The organism is Sphingomonas sp. (assembly GCF_019242355.1).
Taxonomy (GTDB): Bacteria; Pseudomonadota; Alphaproteobacteria; order Sphingomonadales; family Sphingomonadaceae; genus Sphingomicrobium.
The window spans coordinates 1-23,035 of sequence record NZ_JAFAVR010000153.1 but is presented as its reverse complement, the minus strand read 5'-3'; the positions used below and the strand labels follow the sequence as shown (position 1 = coordinate 23,035).

Here is a 23,035-nt window from a genome sequence, read left to right as displayed (position 1 = left end):
TGCCCATGCGCATGTGCCTGACGATGTTCTCGATCTCGACGATCGCATCGTCGACGAGCACGCCCGACACGAGGCCCATCGCCATCGTCGACATGAAGTTCAGCGTGATGCCCATCAGGCTCATGAAGAAGAAGGCAGGAATTGCTGACAGCGGGATCGCGAGCGCCGAGATGACGGTCGCGCGGATGTCCCTCAGGAACAGGAGGACGACGAGGACGGCCAGGATGGCGCCTTCGACCAGGCCTTCCATGGCCGACTTGTACTGCGCCTTGGTGTGATCGACCGTGTTGAAGATCTCGGAGAAGTGGACCTTGGGGTTCTCCTTCTCGATCTTGCGCAATTCGTCCCAGGTCGCGTTGTAGTCGCTGACCTCCGACGTGTCCTTCGCACGCTGCACCTGGAAGGTGACGACCTGGCGGCCGCCCATTTTCGACAGCGAGCGCTGCTCGGCATAGGAATCCTCGACGCGGCCGAGGTCGGCAAGCCGCACGAAGCGGCCGCCGGGAAGCGCGATCTGGGTCTGCGACAGCTGGTAGGCGTCCTGCGCATTTCCGAGCACGCGCACATTCTGCTCGGAACCCGCGACCTCGGTCCGACCGCCGGCCGCGTTGATGTTGCTCTGGCGAAGCTGCTGGTTGACCTCGGCGGCAGTGATGCCCTGCGCCTGCAGCGCTGCCGGATCAAGAATGACCCGGATCTCGCGATCCACGCCGCCGCCGCGCGATACTGCCGCGACGCCAGGGACGCTGAGGAGCCGCTTGGCGATGGTGTCGTCGATATACCAGCTCAGCTGCTCGAGGCTCATGTCGGTCGTCTGCGCACCGACGACGGTAATCGGTTCGTTCTCGGCCTCGACCCGGGTCACGCTCGGTTGGAGGATGCCCTGCGGCAGGTCGCCGCGAATCTGGTCGATCGCGCTCCGGACGTCGTTAACCGCGCGGTCGGTGGGGGTGCCGAGCTGGAACGTGACGAAGGTGAAGCTGTTGCCTTCGCTCACCGTACTGTCGATCTCGTCGACGCCGTTGACGCCGCGGATCGCCGACTCGACGCGCTGCGTGATCTGGGTCTCGACCTCGTTCGGGGCGGCGCCCGGCTGGCTGATCGAAACGATCGCTGCGGGGAAATCGACGTCGGGTGCGTTGTTCACCTGCATCCGCGCAAAGGCGACGATTCCGGCAAGCATGAGCCCGACGAACAGGACAATGGGCGCGACCGGGTTGCGGATGCACCAGGACGAGACGTTACGGAAGTTCATGACCCTTGCGCTCTTCTATCGTCCTAGTGCGCTGCGACGCTGGTGGGCTTTACCGTCTGACCCGGGTTCAGGAACGGCCCGGCGGAGAGCACCACCCGCTCGTTGCCTTCGAGGCCCGAGGCGATGCTGACTCCGTTCTCATCGACGATCCCGATGGTGATCGGGCGGCGCTCGATCACGTTGTGCGCGTTGACGATGTAGACGTAATTCCCCTTGTCATCGCTGAGCACCGCGCTCTGCGGCAGCTGCGGGGCGGTGACCTGACCGGCCGCAATGCGCGCCTGGGCGTACCCGCCCGGGCGGATCGAGGGATCGAAGGCGATCGCGATGCGGACCAGGCCGAGGCGCGACTGCGGGTCGATGACGGGCGCGACCTGCCACACGCCGCCCGAGAAGCTGCGGCTTGAGCCGACGGGCGTGACGGTTGCGGCCATGCCGACGTGGACGGCGGCAAGGTCCTGCTGCGAAAGCTGGGCCTGCATCTCCATTTCGCCGCCTTCGGCGAGGCGGAAGAGGGCCGGCGAGCCAGGGCTGACGATCTGGCCGAGCTCGACATTCCGCGACAGGATGAGGCCAGCCGTCGGAGCAACGACATTGAGCTGGCCGATCTGGGCGCGGGTCGCGCCGAGCTGCGCCTGGGCGACGCGGACCTGGGCGTTCGCGGCGTCGCGCGCTGCGCGCTTGGAATCGATCTCGGCCTTGGAAACGAAGCCGCGTCCCTGAAGCGAAACGGCGCGCTCATAATCGGCTTGGGCAAGCGCAGCCTGGGCACGCGCGGCATCGATCTGCGCGGCTATCTGGGCCGCCTGCTGGGTCTGCACGGAGCGGTCGACGACGGCGAGGACCTGACCGGCGCGCACCCAGCTTCCGGCGTCGGCAAGGACGCGGATCACCCGGCCACCCTGGCCGGCGATGCCGATCGGCTGGTCGCGGCGCGCCGCGAGCGGGCCGCTGGCGGTGACCAGGCGGCCCACCTGGCTTCGGCCCGGTACGACGACGGTAACCGCCGGCATCTGCCCCGCGGCCTTGCTGTCCGCGGAAGCGGGAGCGGTCTTCGCACCGTGGCCGGCCATGAGCATCAGGCCGATGGCAAGGAGGGTGATCAGCGCAACCGCGCCGATGATGACCCAGCGGCGACGTTGCCTGCGGTCCGTCACGATCACCGTGTCCGACGCGTGGATGGAGGTCTCGCGGTTCATCATTCCCTGCTCAATGGTTTCGCGATTCTGGCCGAATAGAGACCAGCTGTGTTACGCTAATAAGTCACCGGCTGCAACAGACTCCTGCCGTCTCGGCAAATACAGCAGTTTTCGACCAACGGCGGCACTTGCGCCGCGAGCGCGCGTTAGGCGGGCGGCGGGCGTCCGTCCGCCGCGGGCAACGGCCTTGGGAAAGGGGAAGCACCACCATGGAAAGCTACGGGATCATCGGCTGGATCGTGATCGGGGGAATCGCGGGCGCGATCGCCAAGCTGCTCATGCCCGGCAAGGATCCGGGCGGGTGCATCGTCACCATCATCCTCGGCATCGTGGGAGCGCTCGTCGCAGGCTGGATCGGGCACGCGGTCGGCTGGTACGGCCCCAACGAGGGTGCCGGCTTCATCGCGGCCATCGTTGGCGCGTTCATTATCCTGTTGATCTACCGAATGATCGCCGGGGGCCGCCGACGCCTCTGAGCGGTGCGCCGCCCGCCCGTTCAGGAAACAGCCATGGGCCGCGCGTGAACCTCGCGCGTCTCATGGGGAACGGGAACAATGACATGATGAAGCAGATACTCGTGGCGGTTTTGCTGGGCGGGGCGGTGCCTGCTGCCGCCTCCGCGCAGCAGTCGACCATCACGCAAACCATCGCCGGTACGCGGCTCGACATCAGTGCGACCGGAGAGACGACGCGTGTGCCCGACGTCGCGGTCATCTCCGCCGGGGTAGTCAGCCGGGCCGTAACCGCGAGCGCGGCGCTCCAGGAAACGGCGGACCGGATGGCTCGGGTGCGGACCGCTCTCAAGCGCGCCGGGATCGCGGACCGCGACATTCAGACAAGCAACGTGAGCCTCAATCCGGAATATCGCTATGCCGACAACCAGCCGCCGCAGCTGACCGGATATACGGCATCGAACCAGGTGACGGTGCGGTTTCGGGATATCGGGAACTCGGGCGCGGTGCTCGATGCGCTGGTCGCGCAGGGGGCGAATCAGATCAACGGTCCAACGCTGACCATCGACCGGCCGGAGGCGGCGCTCGACGAGGCGCGGGCGAACGCGGTTGCGATTGGACGAGCTCGGGCGGAACTCTATGCGCGCTCGCTGGGGATGCGGGTGGCTCGGCTGGTCTCGGTTGCGGAGAGCGGCGGCGATGTCCTGCCGCCGCAGCCCCCGATGCCGATGATGATGGCCCGAGCAGAAGCCGCCCAGACCAAGATCGATCCGGGCGAGCAGAAGCTCCAGGTCAGCCTCGCAATGACGTTCGAGCTTCAATGAAAAAGAAGGCCGCGCGACCTTTCGGCTGCGCGGCCTGTTTAAGCTGAGGAAGCGATCCGGGCTAGCGGACGGTACCCCGCCGGATCAGGTTGACGATCGCCAGGAGCACGACAGCGCCGAGCAGGGAATAAAGGAAGCTCGTGATCGTAATACCGTGGTTCAGGTCCGCGCCGCCGCCGAGCAGGAAGCCCGCGATGGCCGCGCCGATGATGCCCACGATGATGTTGAGGATGATGCCCTGCTGCGCGTCGGTGCGCATGATCATGCTCGCAAGCCAGCCACAAATACCGCCGACGATCAGCCAAACGATGATACCCATCAGCTAGTCCTCCCTGTTGAGTGGCCGCCGAGGAGACTGAGCGGCCGGTCCGGCATCAAGACGCGCGATGCGCGCCTGTTGTTCCGGATTCGCAAGGGTCTGTCCAGCGAGAACAGGTGCGTTTTACGCGGTCGTACCAAGATAAAGCTTGATTGATATTGGTGCGCAACGACTTGCGCGGTGCGCAGATCAATAACGCTGCTGGCGCTCGTACTGGTCGCGATACTGCTTGATGCGGGTGACGCGAAGGCCCGGCATTCCGCTGCGATCGACCGCGCGCTGCCAACTCGTGAATTCCTCAAGGCTGAGCGAATAGCGCTTGCAGGCATCGTCGACGCTGAGCAGGCCGCCGGCCACCGCGGCGACCACTTCGGCCTTGCGGCGAACGACCCAGCGGGTGGTGCTCGCAGGAGGCAGAGAGTCGAGCGTCAGCGGCTCGCCGAGCGGACCAATGACCTGGGCCGGACGAATCTTCTGGTTCTCGAGCATGCGTTTCAAACCTGCTTAATCATTGTCGATGCGTGCCTCTTAAGAGCTCGCCATTGAAAAGATACTGAAGTGCACTGGTTAATCCCCCACTCAATCACCCTTACGTGGCCTTAACCTTGTCGCCGCCGTCGAGAAGGTGCCGCCAAGGCGATGGCCCGCCTCGTGCCAGCCTTCGCTGCCCGACAGGTAGCAAGCGATTGCTTCCTGCCGGTCCCTGTCGGCCAGTGCCCCCGGATCGCCCAGGATCGCGAGCATCTCGTCCGAATCGAGCTGTGCTCGTGCCGAGGCACGGATGTCCCGCTCGTGACGTGCCAATCCCAATCCCCTGATGACCGGACGATCATCAGCTAGCTTGGAGGAATGAAATTCGGGTAAAGACGGCGTCAATGTCCTGCAGTTTCGATCTCGGCCGCCCCGCGAAGGAGGCGCGAATCGTCGTTGCCATGTCCGGCGGCGTCGACAGCTCCGTGACCGCCGCGCTTGCCGCGGAGACCGGCGCCGAGGTGATCGGCGTGACCCTCCAGCTCTACGATCATGGCGAGGCCGTCCGACGCTCCGGCGCCTGTTGCGCGGGGCAGGACATCTATGACGCGAAGATGGTCGCCGATCGCCTCGGCATCGCCCATTACGTCCTCGACTATGAAAGCCGTTTTCGGAGCGGCGTCATCGATCGGTTCGTCGACGAATATGCAAGCGGTCGGACGCCGATCCCCTGTGCCTTGTGCAACCAGGGCGTGAAGTTCACCGACCTCATCGCCTTCGCGCACGAACTTGGCGCCGATTGCCTCGCGACCGGCCACTACGTCCGCCGCGTCGTGAGCAGCGGCCGGGCCGAGCTGCACAAGGGCTCCGACCCTCGCCGCGACCAGAGCTATTTCCTCTACGGCACCACAGCGGAGCAGCTCGCGTTCCTTCGCTTTCCTTTAGGAAGCATGCCGAAGGGACAGGTGCGCGCGATTGCCGGGCGGCTCGATCTGGAGGTCGCTTCCAAGCCGGACAGCCAGGATATCTGCTTCGTTCCGGACGGGGATTATGCCGGACTGGTCAAGAAACTGCGGCCGGAAACCCAGGCGAGCGGCGAGATCGTCGACCTCGAGGGCCGGGTCCTCGGTGCGCACCCGGGCGTGGTTCACTTCACGATCGGCCAGCGTCGCGGGATCGAGATCGGCGGCCAGAAGGAGCCGCTCTATGTGGTTCGGATCGAGCCCGAGCAGCGGCGATTGGTGGTCGGGCCCCGGCGGGCCCTTGCGATCGGCGCGATCCGGGTGAGTGACTGGACGTGGATCGGCGAAGACCAGGATGAGGTGAGCGTGAAGGTGCGCTCGCTCGCGCCGCCGGTCTCCGCCGTGCGGGACGGCGAGTGGCTGCGATTCGAACGGCCGGAACTCGGGGTCGCGCCTGGCCAGGCGGCGGTCTGCTACCAGGGCACGCGCCTGCTGGGCGGGGGATGGATCGCGGAGACGGTGGCGGCTCAGCCGGGAGCAGTCGAGCGGCCGGTGGCCGATGCCGCTGCAGCATAGCGCCGGAGTCCTGCTGTTCAGGAACGGCGACGCCGCCGTCGAGGTGCTTCTGGTCAAGCCCGGCGGCCCGTTCTGGAAGAACAAGGATGCGGGCGCCTGGATGATCCCCAAGGGCGGGATCGAGCCGGGAGAGACCCCGATCGTCGCGGCGCTGCGCGAGTTCGAGGAGGAGACCGGAACCGCGCTTGCCGGCGAGCCTTTCCCGCTGGCGAAGGTGCGCCAGGCCGGCGGCAAGTGGGTGGAAGCGTTCGCGGCCGAAGGGGACCTCGATCCGGCAACTCTGACCTCGATCGAGTTCGAGATGGAATGGCCGCCGCGGTCGGGCCAGCGGCAACGCTTCCCGGAGATCGAACAGGCGGAGTGGATGGGCCTGGCGAAGGCGCGGCGATTGATGCTCCCAAGCCAGGTGCCGTTTCTCGATGCGCTGGAGGCGCGGCTCGGGTCCTAGCGTCCTGCTAGAGCTGGAACTGGCCCACGATCACGGTTCGGCACTGGCCGCCAAGAACGACGCGGGCGCCTTCCAGGCGGCAGTCGAGAACCCCGGTGCGCTTGCTGGCCTGGAGTGCGGTAAAGTGTGCGCGGCCGAGCGTCTTGGCCCAATAGGGCACGAGCGCGGCGTGTGCGGAACCGGTGACGGGGTCCTCGTCGATGCCGAGATAAGGGACGAAGACGCGGCTGGCGATTGCGTGGTCAGAGCCCCGGGCGGTGACGACGGCCATCCGCGGGACGCGGGCAAGGATGGCCATGTCGGGGGCGAGTGCGCGGACGGCGGCTTCGTCTTCAAGCTCGACGATGGCGGCATCGTTGCAGCCTTCGGCAAGCCAGACCGGCTGGTCGGGAATGCCAAGCGCCGCGCAGAGTTCGGGCTCGCGCCCTTCGGTGAGCTTCGCGGCGGGAAGATCCAGCTCGAGCAGGCCGTCGCGCCGGGTGACGGTGAGGATGCCCGAGCGGGTTGCAAAGCGCAGCGGACGGCCGGTGACGAGGACGTGCCCGGTGGCGATGGTCGCGTGGCCGCACAGGTCGACCTCGCTCGCCGGGGTGAACCAGCGAAGATCGTAGTCGGCATCTTCGCGGTCCGACGGAACAGTGAAGGCGGTCTCGCTGAGGTTATTCTCGGCGGCGATCGACTGCATGAGCGCGTCGTCGAGCCAATGGTCCAGTGGCATCACGGCGGCCGGGTTGCCGGTCAGCGGAGCCGGCGCAAAGGCGTCAACCTGGAAGAATGGGATGCTGGTCATGTCGCCTGCTCCGTGATCGCCTGGGGCAACAGGGTCTCCCGATCGGTCTGCCCCTCGGGATCGACGTGAATCAGGATCTCGGTGCCGGGAAACCGCGCCTGCAGGGCCTCCTCGGCGCGGTCGAGGCGGTCGTGCGCTTCCTGGACGGTCCAGTCGGCCGGCACCCAGACGTGGAACTGAACGAAGCGCAGCGTACCGCTCTTGCGTGTGCGGAGGTCGTGGAGGCCGCGAAGCTCGCCGTGCTTTGCCGCGGCGTCGAGGAATTCCTGCCGCTCGTCCTCCGGCCATTCACGATCCATCAGCTGGTTGACGGCTTCGCCCGACGCCCGGAAGGCGCCCCATGCCAGCCACAGGGCGATCGCGATGCCGACGATCGCGTCGGCGCCGGCGACGTGCAGGGTCTGGTCGAGGGCGAGAGCGGCGATGACCGCGATGTTGAGCGCAAGGTCCGCCTTGTAGTGAAGATTGTCGGTCTTGATCGCGATCGAGCCCGTGCGGGCGATCACTCCGTGCTGGTACCAGAGCAGGCCGAGCGTGAAAATCATCGCCCCGAGCGAGACGGCGATGCCGGTTGCTATGCCTTCGGTGTGGGCGCCGTGGAGCAGCCGGTCGATCCCGTGCCAGAGGATGCCAACGGCGGAGACCGCGATCAGCGCAACCTGGGCAAGTGCGACGAGCGCCTCCGCCTTGCCATGCCCGAAGCGGTGGTCGTGGTCGGCGGGCCGGGCAGCGATGCGGATTCCCGCGAGCGTGGTCATGCTCGCAATGAGGTCGAGCCCGGTGTCTGCGAGCGAGCCGAGCATCGCGGTCGAGCCGGTGCGCCAGGCGGCCCATCCCTTGGCGAAGAGGAGGATGGTGGCGATGGCGACACTGGCCAGCGCCGCCCGGGAGGTGTGAACCGAATGCTCAGCGGCGGTGGCGGCCGTCGTCACGGGTAGAGCAGCCCTTCGATCCAGCCATCTCCGGAGCGCGTGAACAGCCGCCGATCGTGAAGCCGGTGCGGTCGATCGGACCAGAATTCCATGCGCTCGGGCCTCACGCTGTAGCCACCCCAGTGCGGGGGACGGGGAACGTCCGCGCCTTCGAATCTTCGGGCCATGTCCTCGAACCGACGCTCGAAGGTCGCGCGGTCGTCGAGCGGCTGCGACTGGTCGGACGCCCATGCCCCAAGCTGCGAATCGCGCGAGCGGCTTGCGAAATAGGCATCGGACCGGGCATCCGGCTCCTGCTCGACCGGGCCTTCGACACGCACCTGGCGGCGAAGCGATTTCCAGTGAAGGAGCAGGGCCGCGCGGGGGTTTCCGGCGAGCTGCGCCGCCTTGGCGCTGTTGCGGTTGGTGTAGAAGACGAATCCGTTCGGGCCGTGATCTTTCAGCAGGACCATCCGGACGGCGGGTCGGCCGCTCGCGTCCGCGGTTGCGAGCGCCATTGCGTTGGCGTCATTGGGCTCGCTTTCGCGGGCCTCGCCGAGCCACTCGTCGAACAGCTGGAACGGATCGGTCGCCATGATGCCCGCGCCTTAGGCTTGGCCGCGCGGCAACGGCAACCCATCTGGTCAGGGACCGATCGTTACGGCATGGGAGATCAATGGCACTCGACCTCTATCAACGCCTCGGCGTGAAACGCGGCGCCAGCGAGGCAGAGATCAAGAAGGCCTATCGCAGCCTCGCCAAGCAGCTTCACCCCGATCGCAACAAGGACAATCCGAAGGCCGCCGAGCGCTTCGCGCAAGTGACTTCGGCCTATGACCTCCTGTCCGACGCCGACAAGCGCGCGCGCTACGATCGCGGCGAGATCGACGAGGAAGGCAATCCCAAGTCGCCGTTCGGCGGCGGCTTCGGCGGTTACTCGCCGGGCGCCGGAGCCGGGCCGCGCCCGGGTGCTGGGGCCGGGTTCGAGAACATGAACTTCGGCGGAGCCGAGACCGCGGACCTTGGCGATATCTTCGAAGGCTTGTTCGGCGCAGCGGGAGCATCTCGCGGTCGCGGCGGGCAGAGTGGCGGTTTCGGTGGCTTCCGCCAGCGCGGGCGCGCGCCGCAGAAGGGCTCCGACGTCGCCTACCGCCTGAAGGTGCCGTTCGTCGATGCCGTGACTCTTGCGTCGCAACGCATCCGGCTTGCCGACGGCAAGACCATTGACCTGAAACTTCCGCAGGGGGTCGAGGAGGGCACGAAGATCCGCCTTGGCGGCAAGGGCGATGAGGGTCCGGGGGGCCGCGGCGATGGCCTCGTCACGATCGAGGTGGCCGCTCACCCCTTCTACACGCGCGATGGCAGCGACATCCGGCTGACACTTCCGGTTACACTCAAGGAAGCAGTGCTCGGTGCCAAGGTGAAGGTGCCGACGCCCGAGGGACCGGTCATGCTGACCGTGCCCAGAGGCACGACTTCCGGCAAGGTGCTTCGCCTGAAGGGCCGCGGCTTCACGGCCAAGGGCGGCGCTCGCGGCGACCAGCTGGTGACAATCGTGATCGACGTGCCCGCCAGCGATTCCGATCTGCAGGCTTTTGCCGAGGGCTGGTCTGGCGGCGGCAACCCACGCGTCGCGCTTGGCGTCTAGAGGCGATCGGGCCGCCAAGATGAAAGAGTTGTCGTCCCAGTCGCCCGAAGCGAGACGCAAGCGCCTCGCAAGCATGCGGGCCGCGTTCGGCACCGACGTCGAAGAGAAGCTTAAGCCGCGCGTCACCGCCTGGGAGGTGGTCAAGCGTATTGCGATCGGCGTCTATGCTGACGGCTTCATTCACGCCGGCAACCTCGCCTATCTGTCGATCGTCGCGCTGTTCCCGTTCTTCATCGTCGCGGCCGCCGTTGCGCATCTCCTGGGGCAAAGTCAGGACGCGCAGCTTGCCGTCATCAATATCCTCCGCCGCTTGCCGCCGGCGGTCGCAGCGACCCTTCGCGAGCCGATCGGCGAAGTGCTGACGGTGCGCACCGGCAATCTCTTGTGGCTGGGCGCGATCGTCGGACTGTGGACCGCGGCGAGTTTCGTGGAGACCATCCGCGACATCCTGCGCCGCGCCTATGGGGTGAAATTCTGCTCGCCGTTCTGGGAGTACCGACTGGGATCGATCCTGCTGATCCTCGGCGCGGTGATCCTGTTGATGCTGGCATTTGCGGTAAGCGCGGCCCTGACGATCGTCGATCATCTGCTGCTGACCTGGTTCCCATTCGCGCAGGGGCTCGGAACCACCCTGGGGCTTTACCGACTGGTGCCGGCGGCAACGCTGTTCGTCACATTCTACCTGCTGTTCCTCGCGCTCACTCCAGCGCGATATCGCCGCCGCGGCTGCCGCAAGTGGCCGGGGGCCCTGTTCATCACCGCCTGGTGGCTGGCGACCGTGGAAGTGCTTCCATTCGCTCTTGGCCTGCTCGGCGGCTACACGCGCACCTACGGGAGCCTGGCGGGCGTGATGATCGCCCTCATCTTCTTCTTCGTCGTCGGCCTCGGCGTCGTCATCGGCGCCGAGCTGAACGCGGCGCTGGCGGAAGCTGGCGCCACCGCGCTAAAGGGTGAAATCTACAGCGGGCCGTATCAGGACGAGCTCGACGTCGAGGAACCCCAGCCGGGCGAGGACGTCGAAGCGGAGCTGGAAACAGGGAGAGCGCAGCTTTGAACGACGTCACTGGCCGTTTGATGGAAGGCAAGCGCGGACTCATCATGGGGCTCGCGAACGATCGATCGCTGGCCTGGGGGATCGCTCGGGCGCTTGGCAGTCAAGGCGCAGAGTTGGCCTTCTCCTACCAGGGCGAGGCGCTCGAGAAGCGGGTAAGGCCGCTTGCAGCGGAGCTCGGTTCGGACCTGCTCGTCGATTGCGACGTGTCGGACATGCGGGCGCTCGACCGCGCGTTCGAGGAGCTCAAGGAGCGCTGGCAGACGCTCGACTTCGTCGTCCACGCGATCGGCTATTCCGACAAGACCGAGCTCCGTGGGAAATTCGTCGACACGACGATGGACAATTTCCTGATGACGATGAACATCTCGGTCTACAGCTTCGTCGCGGTCGCGCAGCGGGCCCGGGCGCTGATGAGCGGCGGCGGCTCGCTGCTGACGCTGACTTACTACGGCGCCGAGAAGGTCATCCCGCATTACAACGTGATGGGGGTCGCCAAGGCGGGGCTTGAGTCGTCGGTGAAGTATCTGGCGGCCGACCTTGGGCCGGAGGGCATCCGGGTGAACGGCATCTCGGCCGGCCCGATCAAGACGCTCGCGGCAAGCGGCATCGGTGACTTCCGCTACATCATGAAGTGGAACGAATATAATTCGCCGCTACGCCGCAACGTCAGCATCGAGGATGTCGGCGGGGCCGGGCTCTACCTGCTGAGCGACCTGGCGGCAGGCGTCACCGGGGAAATCCACCACGTCGACGCCGGCTACAACGTTATCGGCATGAAAGCCGAGGACGCGCCGGATATTTCGACCGTCTAACCCGCGAACGGGTCCCTCACCAAAATCGTGTCCTCGCGCTCGGGGCTGGTCGAGACCAGCGCCACCGGGCAGCGGATCAGCTCTTCGATGCGGCGGACGTACTTGATCGCTCGCGCCGGCAGGTCGGCCCAGCTGCGGGCGCCGCGCGTTGTTCCAGGCCAGCCCTCGACCTCTTCGTAGATCGGCTCTACGCGAAACTGGTCGGCGGCATGGGGCGGAAGGTAGTCGAACTCGCGGCCGTCGATGCGATAGCCGGTGCAGATCCTTACCGTCTTGAAGCCATCAAGCACGTCGAGCTTGGTGAGGGCGACGCCAGTGACGCCACTGACCGCGACCGCCTGGCGGACCAGCACCGCGTCGAACCAGCCGCAGCGGCGACGGCGGCCGGTGACGGTGCCGAACTCGTGGCCGCGCTCGCCGAGCCGCTGGCCGGTTTCGTCCTCCAGCTCGGTCGGGAAGGGCCCGGAGCCGACCCGGGTGGTGTAGGCCTTGACGATGCCTAGCACGAAGCCGGCGCCGCGCGGGCCGATGCCGCTGCCCGGCCCGGTCTGGCCGGCGACGGTGTTGGACGAGGTGACGAACGGATAGGTGCCGTGGTCGACATCGAGGAGCACGCCCTGCGCTCCCTCGAACAGGATGCGCTTGCCGCGCTGAAGCGCCGCGTCGAGGTCGCGCCACACCGGCCGGGCGAAGGGCAGGACGAAATCGGCGATCTCGCGAAGGTCGGTGAGAAGGCGCTCGCGGTCGACCGGCGGCTCATTGAAGCCGGCGCGAAGCGCGTCGTGGTGGGCGCAGAGGCGATCGAGCAGCGGGCCGATGTCGTCGAGCTGGGCTAGGTCGCACACCCGGATCGAGCGGCGCCCGACCTTGTCCTCATAGGCCGGACCGATGCCGCGGCGGGTTGTGCCGATCTTGCCCGCGCCCGATGCGTCTTCGCGTAACGCGTCGAGGTCGCGGTGGAAGGGCAGGATCAGCGGGCAGGTCTCGGCGATCATCAGCACGTCGGGCGTGACCGAAATGCCCTGGGCGGCGATCTTCTCGACCTCGGCCTTGAACGCCCAGGGGTCGAGGACGACGCCGTTGCCGATGACCGACGGCGTGCCGCGCACGATTCCGCTCGGCAGCAGCGACAGCTTGTAGACCTGGTCGCCGACGACAAGCGTGTGGCCGGCATTGTGGCCGCCCTGGAAGCGGACGACCATGTCGGCCCGGCTGGCGAGCCAATCGACGATCTTGCCCTTGCCCTCGTCGCCCCACTGCGCGCCGATGACGGTGACGTTACCCAATGCTTCTGTCCTGCTTTGAGGTCCGCGCGGGCTCTAGGTTAGCGGTCCGCCCGCGTCAAAAACTCAGCGGCACGACCTGGAGCACGCCCGGCAGCGAATGCAATTCGCGGGCGACGTCGGGCGTGATCGGGTCGTCGACGGCGACCAGCGCGACGGCTTCCCCGGCAGCTTCGCGGCGGCCGAGGTTGAAGGTGGCGATGTTGATGCCGTGCCTGCCCAAAGTCGTCCCGAGCGCGCCGATGAATCCCGGGGCGTCTGTGTTGACGATGTAGATCATCTGGCCGGTCAGCTCCGCCTCCACGGGCACGTCGAAGATCTTGACGAGCCGCGGCGCGCGGTTGCCGAACAATGTGCCTTCGACCCGCTTCGGACCCTGGTCGGTGCCGACCGTAACTCCGACCAGGGTGTGATAGTCGCCCTCGCCCTCGCTGCGGATTTCGCGGACGCCGAGGCCGCGCTCTTTCGCCAGGTGCGGGGCGTTGACCATGTTCACGGTGTCCGACCAGGTCCGCATCACACCCGCCAGCACCGCGCCGGTGATCGGCTTGATATTGAGCTCGGCGGCGGCGCCCTGGGCCTCGATGTCGATAGAGCGCATTTCGGTCCCTGCGATCTGCCCAACCAGACGGCCGAGCTTCTCGGCGAGGGCCATGTAGGGCTTCAGGCGCGGCGCTTCCTCGGCGGAGAGCGACGGCACGTTGACCGCGTTGGTGATGCCGCCCAAGAGCAGGAAATCGCTCATCTGCTCGGCAACCTGGATCGCGACATTGACCTGCGCCTCGGTCGTCGACGCGCCGAGGTGCGGCGTGCAGATCAGGCCGGGCGTTCCGAACAAAGCGTTCTCCTTGGCCGGCTCGGTGGAGAAGACGTCGAGCGCGGCTCCGGCGATGTGACCACTCTCGAGGCCCTCTTTCAGCGCCGCCTCGTCGATCAGGCCGCCGCGCGCGCAATTGACGATGCGGACGCCCTTCTTCGTCTTGGCCAGCGCCTCGCGGCTGAGGATTCCGCGGGTCTGGTCGGTCAGCGGCGTGTGCAGTGAGATGAAGTCGGCGCGGGCGAGAAGCTCGTCCAGCTCGACCTTGTCGACGCCGAGCTCGACCGCGCGTTCCGGCGACAGGAACGGATCGTAGGCGGCGACCTTCATCTTGAGGCCGTGGGCGCGGTCGGCGACGATCGAGCCGATATTGCCGCAGCCGATCAGGCCGAGCGTCTTGCCGGCGAGCTCGACGCCCATGAAGCGGTTCTTTTCCCATTTGCCAGCCTGGGTCGATTGGTCGGCCTGCGGGATCTCGCGGGCGAGCGCGAACAGCATGGCGATCGCATGCTCGGCAGTGGTGATCGAGTTGCCGAACGGGGTGTTCATGACGACGATCCCGCGCGCCGAGGCGGCGGGGACGTCGATGGTGTCGACGCCGATGCCGGCGCGTCCGATGACCTTCAGGCGGGGGAGGGCGGCGTCCATGATCGGCGCGGTGATCCGGGCCGAGCTGCGGGCGGCGATGCCGTCATAGTCGTGGGCGATGGCCTGGAGCTCGTCCGGCGTCAGGCCGGGCTTCTCGTCCACCTCGATGCCGCGCTCGCGGAACACGGCGGCGGCCTTGGAGTCCATTTTGTCGGCGATGAGGACTTTGATCTGTTCGGTCATTGTGAAAAATCCCGTTCGGGCTGAGCTTGTCGAAGCCCTGCCCTTTTCTGCTCAAGTGAAAGACAGCCCTTCGATAAGCTCAGGGCGAACGGAGTGGGTTAGGAAGACTGCTCCCAGGCCCAGTCGAGCCAGGGGCCGAGTGCCTCGATGTCGCTCGTTTCGACCGTCGCGCCGCACCAGATGCGAAGGCCCGGCGGGGCGTCGCGGTATCCGGCGATGTCGAAGGCCGCGCCTTCCTTCTCCAAAAGGCCGGCGAAGGCCTTGATGAAGTCGGCGTCGGCGCCCTCGACCGTCAGGCAGACGGAGGTCGTGGACCGGCTCGCCGGGTCGACCGCGAGATGGCCGAGCCAGTTGCGGTCCCGAACGATCTCGTCCAGCGCCGCGGCATTCGCGTCCGACCGCTGCTGAAGCGCCCGCGCACCCCCGATCGACTTCGCCCATTCGAGCGACCAGATCGCGTCCTCGACGGCCAGCATCGAGGGGGTGTTGATCGTCTCGCCCTTGAAGATGCCCTCGGTGAGCTTGCCCTTGGAGACTAGCCGAAACACTTTCGGCAGCGGCCGGTCGGGCGTGTAGCTTTCCAGCCGCTCGACTGCGCGGGGGCCGAGGATCAGGACTCCGTGCGCGCCTTCGCCGCCCAAGACCTTCTGCCAGGAGAAGGTGGCGACATCGATCTTGTCCCACGGCAAATGGTAGGCGAACACCGCGCTGGTCGCGTCGGCGAAGCTCAGTCCGGCGCGGTCGTCGGCGATCCAGTCGCCGTTGGGGACGCGGACGCCGGACGTGGTTCCGTTCCATGTGAACAGGACATCGTTCGACCAGTCGACCTGAGTAAGGTCCGGTAGCTGGCCGTAGTCGGCACGAAGGATCGTCGGGTCGAGCTTCAGCTGCCTGGCGCTGTCGGTGACCCACCCTTCGCCGAAGCTTTCCCAGGCCAGTGCGGTCACGGGTCGGGCGCCAAGCATCGTCCACATCGCCATCTCGAACGCGCCGGTATCGGAGCCCGGAACGATGCCGATCTGGTGCGTGCCGGGAAGCTCCAGCAGCTCGCGCATCAGATCGATGCAATATTGCAGGCGGGTCTTCCCGATCTTGGCCCGATGCGAACGCCCGAGCGATTCAGTCGCGAGTTTGGAAGGGTCCCAGCCCGGCGGCTTGGCGCAGGGACCGGACGAGAAATTCGGCCTGGTGGGCCGGATGTCGGGTTTCGCCGGGCGCACCTGTGCACCCGCGTCGATGGTCTCAGTCACGTAACTCTCCTCACAGAGAGCGCGCGCCGCGTTGGGACGGCGTGGCCCGCCGCTGTTTGTAAGGCCGAATGTGGCACTCGCAAGGCGAGGGACGAGATTCCTCCACAGTTATGGATCGGGCGTAATGCTGCGGCGCACAAATATCTGATTTTCCTCGTCGCCATGATTGTTTCGAGAGCGATTGAACGGTTCATCGCAGGGTCCGGACGGCTCGTCCCGCGCAAGGGGCATGCCGGTTGAATTTGTTAACCAACTGCGGACAGTCTCGACCTCGCCGAATTCGCGACGGGCAATCGCGGGATTGGTCCGGGGCTGGGGAGCTCCTGAAAATGGAAAATGGCCGCCGCGCGTCCTCGCGCGCGGAAGGCAGCATTTGTGGAGCGGGGGACGATGACCCAGGTCTTGGCAGCAACCGGCACCCTGTTTCGCGATCGCGATTTCTTCGTTCACGACGGCGCCCAGCTCCGCCGCTTCCGTTTGTCCGCTCCGGTCCAGGCTGTCTTTTTCCTTGTCCTGACCGCCCTCGTCGGCTGGTCGAGCTATGCGACCGCGCGCTTCCTCGCGCCCGCTCCGGCGGTCAGCATTGCGCCTGCCGCGCACGGCGCCGGCTATTCCGCCGAAGTCGCGAAGCTCGCCGCCGAGACGGACCGCCGAGTGCAGGCAGTGGAAGAGCGCCAGATCGCGCTTGCCGCGGCGCTCAGCGTCAGCTCGCAAGTCGATGACGCGACCCTGCGCCGCCTCGGCTTCTACCCCGACACGTCCGGCCAGGCCGGGCGCGGAGGTCCGTTCGAGAGCGTCGGCAACCCCACGTTCAAGGCGCTGTTCAACAGCTGGAAGAAGCTCGACCAGCTGCAGGACGGTGTCATCGCCATTCCGTCCGACAAGCCGGTCAAGACCGACGTCAGCTTCACCAGCGGCTTCGGAGTCCGCGCCGACCCGTTCCACGCCGGAGCCGCCATGCACCCCGGCATCGACCTGGCCGGCGCCTACGGCACGCCGATCTACGCGACTGCCGACGGCACAGTGCTTCGCTCCGGCTGGAACAACGGAGGCTACGGCAATATGGTCGAGATCGACCACGGGCGCGGCATCGTCACCCGCTACGGCCACATGTCGGCGGTCCTCGTTCAGGCCGGCGACCACATCACTCGCGGCCAGCAGATCGGCCGCATGGGCTCGACCGGCCGTTCGACCGGCAACCACCTTCACTACGAAGTCCGGATCGACGGCCGCCCGGTCAACCCGATCCCGTTCATGAAATCGACCGACTACGTCATCGCAATGCAGAAGCGCTCCGGCGCGGCATCGATGGACCAGGTCGCGGTCGGCGGCCCGATCACGGCCGGCCGCTAATCTTGCCGCCCGTGCGGGCGCTTCCTATCTCGCTCGCGTGAGCAACGCCGACATCAGCCTGACCGAGAGCGCCGCCCGGCGGGTCGCCTGGATCGCCGAGCGCCAATCGAAACCCGCAATCCTGCGGCTTGCGGTCGACGGCGGCGGCTGCGCGGGCTTCACCTACAAGTTTGAGCTCGCCGAGAGCGAGACCGCCGAGGACGCGGTGACGGAGACCGATGGCGTGCGCCTCGTCGTCGACCCGTTCAGCCTCGAGCTGGTCAAGGGCTCGGCCGTCGATTTCGTCGAGGATCTGGGCGGCGCGGCGTTCAAGGTGACCAACCCCAATGCCCAGTCCGGCTGCGGCTGCGGAAGCAGCTTCTCCGTCTAGGACGGACGCGCTACGGCGGGCGGCATGAAGCTCGCGACCTACAATCTCAACGGTATTCGGGCCCGACTGCCGCGCCTGATCGAATGGCTGGATCGAGAGAAGCCCGACGTGGTCGCGCTTCAGGAGCTGAAATGCGCCGACGAATCGCTGCCGATCGCCGACATAGAGGCCGCGGGATATGGCGCCGTCTGGCACGGGCAGAAGGGCTTCAACGGAGTCGCGGTGCTGGCCCGGGGGGATGCGCCCGAGCTGCGGCGGGTCGGCCTCCCCGGCGACCCGGACGACACGCATAGCCGCTATATCGAGGCGCAGGTCGGCGACCTCATCGTCGCCTCGATCTACCTCCCTAACGGGAATCCGGTCGGCACCGAGAAGTTCGACTACAAGCTCCGCTGGATGGAGCGGCTGCACGACCATGCCGCTGAGCTCCTCGCGCTGGAGCGGCCGGTCATCCTGTGCGGCGACTGGAACGTGGTGCCGGAGGACCGCGACGTCTTCTCGGTCCGTGCGACCCAGCACGACGCGGTGATGCAGCCGGGCGCGCGGCAACTGTGGCGGCGGATCGTCAACCAGGGCTGGACCGACGCCCTCCGCGCCTTCCACCCCGACGATCCCAAGCTCTACACCTTCTGGGACTACACCGCCGGCTGCTGGCAGCGCGACCTCGGCTTCCGCCTCGACCATCTATTGTGCTCGCCGGAAGCCGCCGACCGCCTCCGCGGCGCCGGCGTCGATCGCTGGGCCCGCGGCGAGGAGAAGGCGTCCGACCACGCGCCGACGTGGGTGGCGCTGACCTAAAGGCCTCAAGACGAATTGTCTGCTTCGGTTGAAAGCAGACACTGCGGCGGCGCACTCGGTGAACTGATCGAAATTGGCTCGCTACTTCAGCCATGACCGACAAAGAGGAGCAAACCAGGCGCCGAGAACAGCAGTCGCGCGAAGTCGAAGCTAGTCAGAAAACATGCGCCTGAGCATCGCGGAAACTGAGCGGCTGGTCGGACAGTCAGAGAAGATGCTTCGCCGTCACCGCCAGGAATGGCAGGATGACGACGCCTAAGTCATAGGACGGAGCCGACGTGCTGACCGTCTTTGAGGACATCGCAGACGGGGCAGTCCGGACTGTTTGCTGCTATGCGAACGGCCTCACCGTTGGACGCCGCGAGCACGTCCTTTTTCTTGAGGATGATCCCGCCCAGCTTGCTCAGCTTGTTAATTCGATAAAGCTTCATGATCCCCGCCCGATTGAGGCCCCTACTGATGGAGCATGTTCGCTGGCCGCGTAGCTGTCAACGCGTCTGGTGGACGCCGGAGCGTCTGCACGAATCGAAAGCGGACGGCTGGCAATGTCGGCTGGGATGGATCGGAAGTGCCACTAGCTGGCTAGTCGCTTCTCAAACACTCGGTACCGATGGTTCACCCGCGCCCCCGGCAGCTCGGCGATGGACAGCATTCCCTTGTTGTCCTCGAGGATCCAGCCGAATTCGCCGGTACCGATGCCGAACTTGCCGACGCAGTCGCGGCGGGTGAATTCGATCAGCATGAAGGCGAGCATGCTGGCCATGCGCGACTGCTGCAGCTTCTTGGCGACGCCCATCAGCGGCACCCGGGCGCGACTGACGCGCGGCTTGCGCAGGCGCCACAGGAGCTTGGCCCAGTTGAACGGGAACAGCTCGCCGTTCAGGTCCTTGATCAGCTCGTTGATGTCGGGAATCGTCAGCATGAACGCGACCGGCTCGCCGTCGAGCTCGGCGATGCGGACGAGCTCATTGTAGATGATCGGCTTCAGCTTCTTGCCGGCGTAGGCAATCTCGCTCTCGGTCAGCGGGACATAGCCCCAGTTGCCCGACCAGGCGTCGTTCAACAGGTTGAGGATGATCCGCGCTTCCTCGTTGAACTTCGACTTGTCGACCTGGCGGATGCGGATGTGCGGGTTGCGCTCGCCGGCCGCGATCAGGCGGTCGATCTTGGGGTCGTTCCAGTGGGCGATGTCGACTTCGTAGGTCAGCAGGTCCTTGGCCTTGGCATAGCCGGCCGCCTCGACCCAGGCGCGATATTCGGGGCGGTGGTGGCCCATCATCGCCGTCGGGTCCTGCTGGAAGCCCTCGATCTCGAGGCCGGGCTCGTCCCAGATGGAGAGGCTGATCGGGCCGATCGAGCGGGTCATGCCTTGCTTGCGGAGCCAGTCCTCGGCGGTGGCGATGAGGGCGGCGGCCGCTTCGCCGTCGAGCGCCTCGAACATCCCCCAATTGCCGGTTCCGGGGCCCATCTGCTTCAGGACGAGCTCGTCGACCTGGGCGCTGATGCGGCCGACGGTCTTGCCGCCCCGCTCCGCCAGCCAGAGCTGCGCCTTCGCATGTTCGAACCAGGGGTTCTTGCCCGGGGTGATCAGGCCATGGACCTCATCCTTCAGCGGCGGGACCCAGTGCGGATCGCCCTTGTAGACCTCCCAGGCGAAGTCGACGAAGGCCTTGCGGTCGGCTTTGGTGGAGACCGGGCGGACGGTCACGGCGGCTGAGCTCATGGGCGAGAGCTAGCGGCTGTTTGCGGCGAGGGCCAGTGAACCTTAGCGGGCCGCTCCGCCGCGCCAGCTGCTGCGCGCCAGCCGGACCACGAGGGGCGACAGGCCGCGGTGGCTGGAGCGGTGGTAGATCGATTCCGCGTCGAGTTCCCGGCACAGGCGGCGGTGTGCCTCGCCGAGCGCGTGATAAGGCAGGCCCGGCAGCAGGTGATGAAGGCCGTGATAGCGCAAGCCGACCGGCGCCCACAGGGCCGGCAGGGTGCTCGGCGGCGGCACGTTGACGCTGTCGAGATATTGCGCGGTGACGCTCATCGGTTCGCCGTCATTCTCCCAAAGGTGCGCGACGAGGGTCCGGACCTGGTTCAGGAACATGACGCCTGCGGCGATGCCGAGGAAGATCAGGAAGTCGCGAAGCGGGATGATCCCGGTCGCGGTCAGGGCCAGGAGGGTGATTGCCCAAAAGCTGCACGCTGTTTCCTGCCAGCGCCAGTCGCGGGCGAACTCGCCATCCGGTGCCGGACGGCGGAAGGATGGGTTAATCTGCAAACCGGAATAGCGCTGCACGACGAGCGTCCGTAGCTTCGGCGAGACCAGGGACAACGGCGCCAGGATGGCAAAACGGATCAGCATGCCGATGGGCGCGAGGGCGGCTGCAATCATGAACACCGGCAGGGTCCACGGCTTCATCAGCGCCAGCGGGAGATATTCGGGATCGTTTGCGGTGCCGTAGTAGGTCTTGGCGTGGTGCTGGTTGTGGACGCCTTCGTACATGAAGGACGGCACCAGGAGGGGCACGCCCACCAGGCAATTCCACGCGAAGCGGAAGCCTTTCACCGCGTTCTTCTTGATGTGCGTCAGTTCGTGGATGAACGAGCCGGCGCGGTAGAGCGCGAGCACGGCGATGACCGATGCGACCGCCGCCAGCGGCGTCGAATGAAGCGCCATCGCCGAGAACAGCCCGGCATAACCGATCAGCGCCGAGCTGAGCATGTCGGCCCAGTAGATGCGGGCGCTCGGCACGTTGAGGTCGCGCGTCAGGTTCGCCGCGGCCTTGAGCATCGCCGCGTCGTCCTTGGGACGCGTCGTCGCCGTGTCGGCAGCGGGCGCGGAGGCGCGCTGGAGGGTTGCGGTGTTCGTCATAAGTCCTTGTCCACGCTCGGCCTTTGCATCCGAACGTGGCACCTTCGTGGCAGCTTGACTGGCGCTCAGGCTCCGGCGGCGGCCGGGCCGCCAATGGCGCCGGCACGCGGACGCTTGGCCTTCGGAATCGATGAGCCGGCCGCGGGCAGGGCCGGGCCCTTGTTGCCGCCCCGGTCGATCGGTTCGCCGGCGATCAGCTTCTTGATCTCGTCGCCGCTCAGGGTCTCATATTCGAGCAAGGCCTGCGCCAGCGTCTCGAGCTCCTGCCGGTTCTCGTCCAGCAGGCTCTTGGCCCGGGCATAGCCGTCCTCGACGATCTTGCGGATTTCCTTGTCGATCGCCTGGGCTGTCTCGTTCGACATCTGCCGCGCGCGGTTCATCGAATAACCGAGGAACACCTCCTCGTCGGGCTCGGCGTACTGGAGCGGCCCAAGCTCGTCGGACATGCCCCAGCGGGTGACCATGTCGCGCGCCAGCTGGGTCGCATACTGGATGTCGGACGAGGCGCCGGACGACACCTTGTCATAGCCGAAGATCACTTCCTCGGCGACGCGCCCGCCCATCGAGACGGCGAGGTTCGCGTACATCTTGTCGCGGTGATAGCTGTAGCTGTCCCGCTCCGGCAGGCGCATGACCATGCCGAGAGCGCGGCCGCGCGGAATGATGGTCGCCTTGTGGATCGGGTCGGACGCGGGCTCGTGGAGAGCGACGATGGCGTGGCCGGCCTCGTGATAGGCGGTCATTCGCTTCTCGTCCTCGGTCATCACCATGGACTTGCGCTCGGTGCCCATCAGCACCTTGTCCTTTGCCTCCTCGAACTCCTGCATCGCGACCAGGCGCTTTCCCTTGCGAGCGGCTAGCAGCGCGGCCTCATTGACCAGGTTGGCGAGGTCGGCGCCGGAGAAGCCGGGCGTTCCGCGGGCGATCACCCGAGCATCGACGTCGGGCGCCAGCGGCACCTTCTTCATATGGACGCCGAGGATCTGCTCGCGGCCGTCGATGTCGGGCCGCGGCACCACGACCTGGCGGTCGAAGCGACCGGGGCGGAGCAACGCCGGGTCGAGCACGTCGGGCCGGTTGGTCGCGGCGATGATGATGATGCCTTCGTTGGCCTCGAAGCCGTCCATCTCGACCAGCAGCTGATTGAGGGTCTGCTCGCGTTCGTCATTGCCGTTGCCGAGGCCGGCGCCGCGATGGCGGCCGACGGCGTCGATCTCGTCGATGAAGACGATGCACGGCGCGGATTTCTTCGCCTGCTCGAACATGTCGCGGACGCGGCTGGCGCCGACGCCGACGAACATCTCGACGAAGTCGGAGCCCGAGATGGTGAAGAAGGGCACGCCCGCCTCGCCGGCGATGGCGCGTGCGAGCAGGGTCTTGCCGGTGCCCGGAGGACCGACCAGCAGCGCGCCCTTGGGAATCTTGCCGCCTAGCCGGGCGAACTTGCCCGGGTCCTTGAGAAACTCGACGATCTCCTGCAGCTCGCCCTTCGCCTCGTCGATCCCGGCGACGTCCTCGAAGGTGACGCGGCCCTGCTTTTCGGTGAGCATGCGGGCGCGGGACTTGCCGAAGCCCATGGCGCGGCCGCCGCCCGACTGCATCTGGCGCATGAAGAACACCCAGACGCCGATCAGGAGCAGCATCGGGAACCAGGAGAGCAGATGCTGCAGCAGCGGGTTGACGTCGCTTTCCTCGGGCTTGGCGATCACCCGCACGCCCTTGTCGGTCAGACGCTGGACGAGCGAGGGATCT

Annotated in this window: 25 protein-coding genes; 10 read left to right on the top strand and 15 right to left on the bottom strand. The window is 66.6% G+C overall.

What is annotated here, in order from left to right; genetic code table 11:
• Window positions 1-1,255 (bottom strand): efflux RND transporter permease subunit (locus tag JOZ79_RS07690; protein ID WP_294072812.1); only part of this gene is annotated, 1,255 nt, incomplete at its 3' end.
• A gap of 23 nt (window positions 1,256-1,278) precedes the next feature.
• Window positions 1,279-2,454: an efflux RND transporter periplasmic adaptor subunit gene (locus JOZ79_RS07685; RefSeq protein ID WP_294072809.1), complete on the bottom strand. Its 1,176-nt coding sequence runs from the start codon at window positions 2,452-2,454 to the stop codon at window positions 1,279-1,281.
• 209 nt (window positions 2,455-2,663) lie between these two features.
• Between JOZ79_RS07685 and JOZ79_RS07680 the strand changes: the two genes are divergently transcribed.
• The gene (locus JOZ79_RS07680) at window positions 2,664-2,930 is read left to right on the top strand and encodes a GlsB/YeaQ/YmgE family stress response membrane protein (protein ID WP_294072806.1); all 267 of its coding nucleotides are present in this window, start codon (window positions 2,664-2,666) and stop codon (window positions 2,928-2,930) included.
• Window positions 2,931-2,992: 62 nt separating this feature from the next.
• Window positions 2,993-3,730 (top strand): SIMPL domain-containing protein, encoded by a 738-nt coding sequence (locus JOZ79_RS07675; RefSeq protein WP_294072816.1) that lies wholly within the window; start codon window positions 2,993-2,995, stop codon window positions 3,728-3,730.
• Window positions 3,731-3,791: 61 nt separating this feature from the next.
• Here JOZ79_RS07675 and JOZ79_RS07670 read toward each other — a convergent pair whose 3' ends face one another.
• The 3 genes from JOZ79_RS07670 to JOZ79_RS07660 form a co-directional block, all read right to left on the bottom strand.
• Window positions 3,792-4,049 carry a GlsB/YeaQ/YmgE family stress response membrane protein gene (locus JOZ79_RS07670; protein WP_294072803.1) on the bottom strand — a complete coding sequence of 86 codons (258 nt, stop codon included), beginning with the start codon at window positions 4,047-4,049 and terminating at the stop codon, window positions 3,792-3,794.
• 189 nt (window positions 4,050-4,238) lie between these two features.
• Window positions 4,239-4,538, bottom strand: a complete 300-nt coding sequence (locus JOZ79_RS07665) for a DUF1153 domain-containing protein (RefSeq protein ID WP_294072800.1) — start codon at window positions 4,536-4,538, stop codon at window positions 4,239-4,241.
• Between the two features lie 90 nt (window positions 4,539-4,628).
• On the bottom strand, window positions 4,629-4,853 hold the full coding sequence (locus JOZ79_RS07660; protein ID WP_294072797.1) for a hypothetical protein: 225 nt from the start codon (window positions 4,851-4,853) through the stop codon (window positions 4,629-4,631).
• Window positions 4,854-4,924: 71 nt separating this feature from the next.
• Between JOZ79_RS07660 and mnmA the strand changes: the two genes are divergently transcribed.
• Both mnmA and JOZ79_RS07650 read left to right on the top strand, forming a co-directional pair.
• Entirely contained in the window at window positions 4,925-6,058 is a 1,134-nt protein-coding gene (gene mnmA / locus JOZ79_RS07655; RefSeq protein WP_294072794.1) for a tRNA 2-thiouridine(34) synthase MnmA, read from the top strand.
• A complete protein-coding gene (locus JOZ79_RS07650) occupies window positions 6,042-6,506 on the top strand; it encodes an NUDIX domain-containing protein (RefSeq protein WP_294072791.1) in 465 nt (154 codons plus the stop codon). The genes mnmA and JOZ79_RS07650 overlap by 17 nt, the downstream gene beginning before the upstream one ends.
• Before the next feature lie 7 nt (window positions 6,507-6,513).
• Here the strand turns inward: JOZ79_RS07650 and JOZ79_RS07645 are convergent, their stop codons facing one another.
• Genes JOZ79_RS07645 through pdxH form a run of 3 tightly spaced genes read right to left on the bottom strand, consistent with a single transcriptional unit; the run spans window position 6,514 to window position 8,803 of the window.
• Complete coding sequence (locus tag JOZ79_RS07645; protein WP_294072788.1) at window positions 6,514-7,296, bottom strand: PhzF family phenazine biosynthesis protein; 783 nt, start codon at window positions 7,294-7,296, stop codon at window positions 6,514-6,516.
• Window positions 7,293-8,228 carry a cation diffusion facilitator family transporter gene (locus JOZ79_RS07640; RefSeq protein ID WP_294072786.1) on the bottom strand — a complete coding sequence of 312 codons (936 nt, stop codon included), beginning with the start codon at window positions 8,226-8,228 and terminating at the stop codon, window positions 7,293-7,295. Before JOZ79_RS07640 ends, JOZ79_RS07645 begins: the two co-directional genes overlap by 4 nt.
• Entirely contained in the window at window positions 8,225-8,803 is a 579-nt protein-coding gene (gene pdxH / locus JOZ79_RS07635; protein WP_294072782.1) for a pyridoxamine 5'-phosphate oxidase, read from the bottom strand. The genes JOZ79_RS07640 and pdxH overlap by 4 nt, the downstream gene beginning before the upstream one ends.
• Window positions 8,804-8,883: 80 nt before the next feature.
• Between pdxH and JOZ79_RS07630 the strand changes: the two genes are divergently transcribed.
• The 3 genes from JOZ79_RS07630 to fabI are packed head-to-tail and all read left to right on the top strand — an operon-like array spanning window position 8,884 to window position 11,721.
• On the top strand, window positions 8,884-9,855 hold the full coding sequence (locus JOZ79_RS07630) for a J domain-containing protein (RefSeq protein WP_294072779.1): 972 nt from the start codon (window positions 8,884-8,886) through the stop codon (window positions 9,853-9,855).
• 19 nt (window positions 9,856-9,874) lie between these two features.
• A complete protein-coding gene (locus JOZ79_RS07625; RefSeq protein WP_294072776.1) occupies window positions 9,875-10,909 on the top strand; it encodes a YihY/virulence factor BrkB family protein in 1,035 nt (344 codons plus the stop codon).
• A 20-nt stretch (window positions 10,910-10,929) separates the two neighbouring features.
• A complete protein-coding gene (gene fabI / locus JOZ79_RS07620) occupies window positions 10,930-11,721 on the top strand; it encodes an enoyl-ACP reductase FabI (RefSeq protein WP_294072814.1) in 792 nt (263 codons plus the stop codon).
• Here fabI and JOZ79_RS07615 read toward each other — a convergent pair.
• The 3 genes from JOZ79_RS07615 to JOZ79_RS07605 form a co-directional block, all read right to left on the bottom strand.
• Entirely contained in the window at window positions 11,718-13,007 is a 1,290-nt protein-coding gene (locus JOZ79_RS07615; RefSeq protein ID WP_294072773.1) for an adenylosuccinate synthase, read from the bottom strand. The two genes, fabI and JOZ79_RS07615, sit on opposite strands and share 4 nt — an antisense overlap.
• 55 nt (window positions 13,008-13,062) lie before the next feature.
• Window positions 13,063-14,652: a phosphoglycerate dehydrogenase gene (gene serA, locus JOZ79_RS07610; RefSeq protein WP_294072770.1), complete on the bottom strand. Its 1,590-nt coding sequence runs from the start codon at window positions 14,650-14,652 to the stop codon at window positions 13,063-13,065.
• A 98-nt stretch (window positions 14,653-14,750) separates the two neighbouring features.
• Entirely contained in the window at window positions 14,751-15,902 is a 1,152-nt protein-coding gene (locus tag JOZ79_RS07605; protein WP_294072767.1) for a phosphoserine transaminase, read from the bottom strand.
• Window positions 15,903-16,292: 390 nt separating this feature from the next.
• Here JOZ79_RS07605 and JOZ79_RS07600 point away from each other — a divergent pair, with 390 nt between their 5' ends.
• The 3 genes from JOZ79_RS07600 to xth are packed head-to-tail and all read left to right on the top strand — an operon-like array spanning window position 16,293 to window position 18,423.
• The gene (locus JOZ79_RS07600; RefSeq protein WP_294072764.1) at window positions 16,293-17,255 is read left to right on the top strand and encodes a M23 family metallopeptidase; all 963 of its coding nucleotides are present in this window, start codon (window positions 16,293-16,295) and stop codon (window positions 17,253-17,255) included.
• Window positions 17,256-17,292: 37 nt separating this feature from the next.
• On the top strand, window positions 17,293-17,625 hold the full coding sequence (gene erpA, locus JOZ79_RS07595; protein WP_294072761.1) for an iron-sulfur cluster insertion protein ErpA: 333 nt from the start codon (window positions 17,293-17,295) through the stop codon (window positions 17,623-17,625).
• Between the two features lie 24 nt (window positions 17,626-17,649).
• Window positions 17,650-18,423, top strand: coding sequence for an exodeoxyribonuclease III (gene xth / locus JOZ79_RS07590; RefSeq protein ID WP_294072759.1), 774 nt, complete (start codon window positions 17,650-17,652; stop codon window positions 18,421-18,423).
• A 260-nt stretch (window positions 18,424-18,683) separates the two neighbouring features.
• Here the strand turns inward: xth and JOZ79_RS07585 are convergent, their stop codons facing one another.
• From JOZ79_RS07585 to ftsH, 4 genes are all read right to left on the bottom strand, one after another.
• Window positions 18,684-18,854 (bottom strand): hypothetical protein, encoded by a 171-nt coding sequence (locus tag JOZ79_RS07585; protein ID WP_294072757.1) that lies wholly within the window; start codon window positions 18,852-18,854, stop codon window positions 18,684-18,686.
• Between the two features lie 143 nt (window positions 18,855-18,997).
• Window positions 18,998-20,146 (bottom strand): N-acetyltransferase, encoded by a 1,149-nt coding sequence (locus tag JOZ79_RS07580; RefSeq protein ID WP_294072753.1) that lies wholly within the window; start codon window positions 20,144-20,146, stop codon window positions 18,998-19,000.
• Between the two features lie 42 nt (window positions 20,147-20,188).
• Window positions 20,189-21,283: a fatty acid desaturase gene (locus JOZ79_RS07575; protein WP_294072750.1), complete on the bottom strand. Its 1,095-nt coding sequence runs from the start codon at window positions 21,281-21,283 to the stop codon at window positions 20,189-20,191.
• A gap of 65 nt (window positions 21,284-21,348) precedes the next feature.
• Window positions 21,349-23,035 (bottom strand): ATP-dependent zinc metalloprotease FtsH (gene ftsH, locus JOZ79_RS07570; protein ID WP_294072747.1); only part of this gene is annotated, 1,687 nt, incomplete at its 5' end.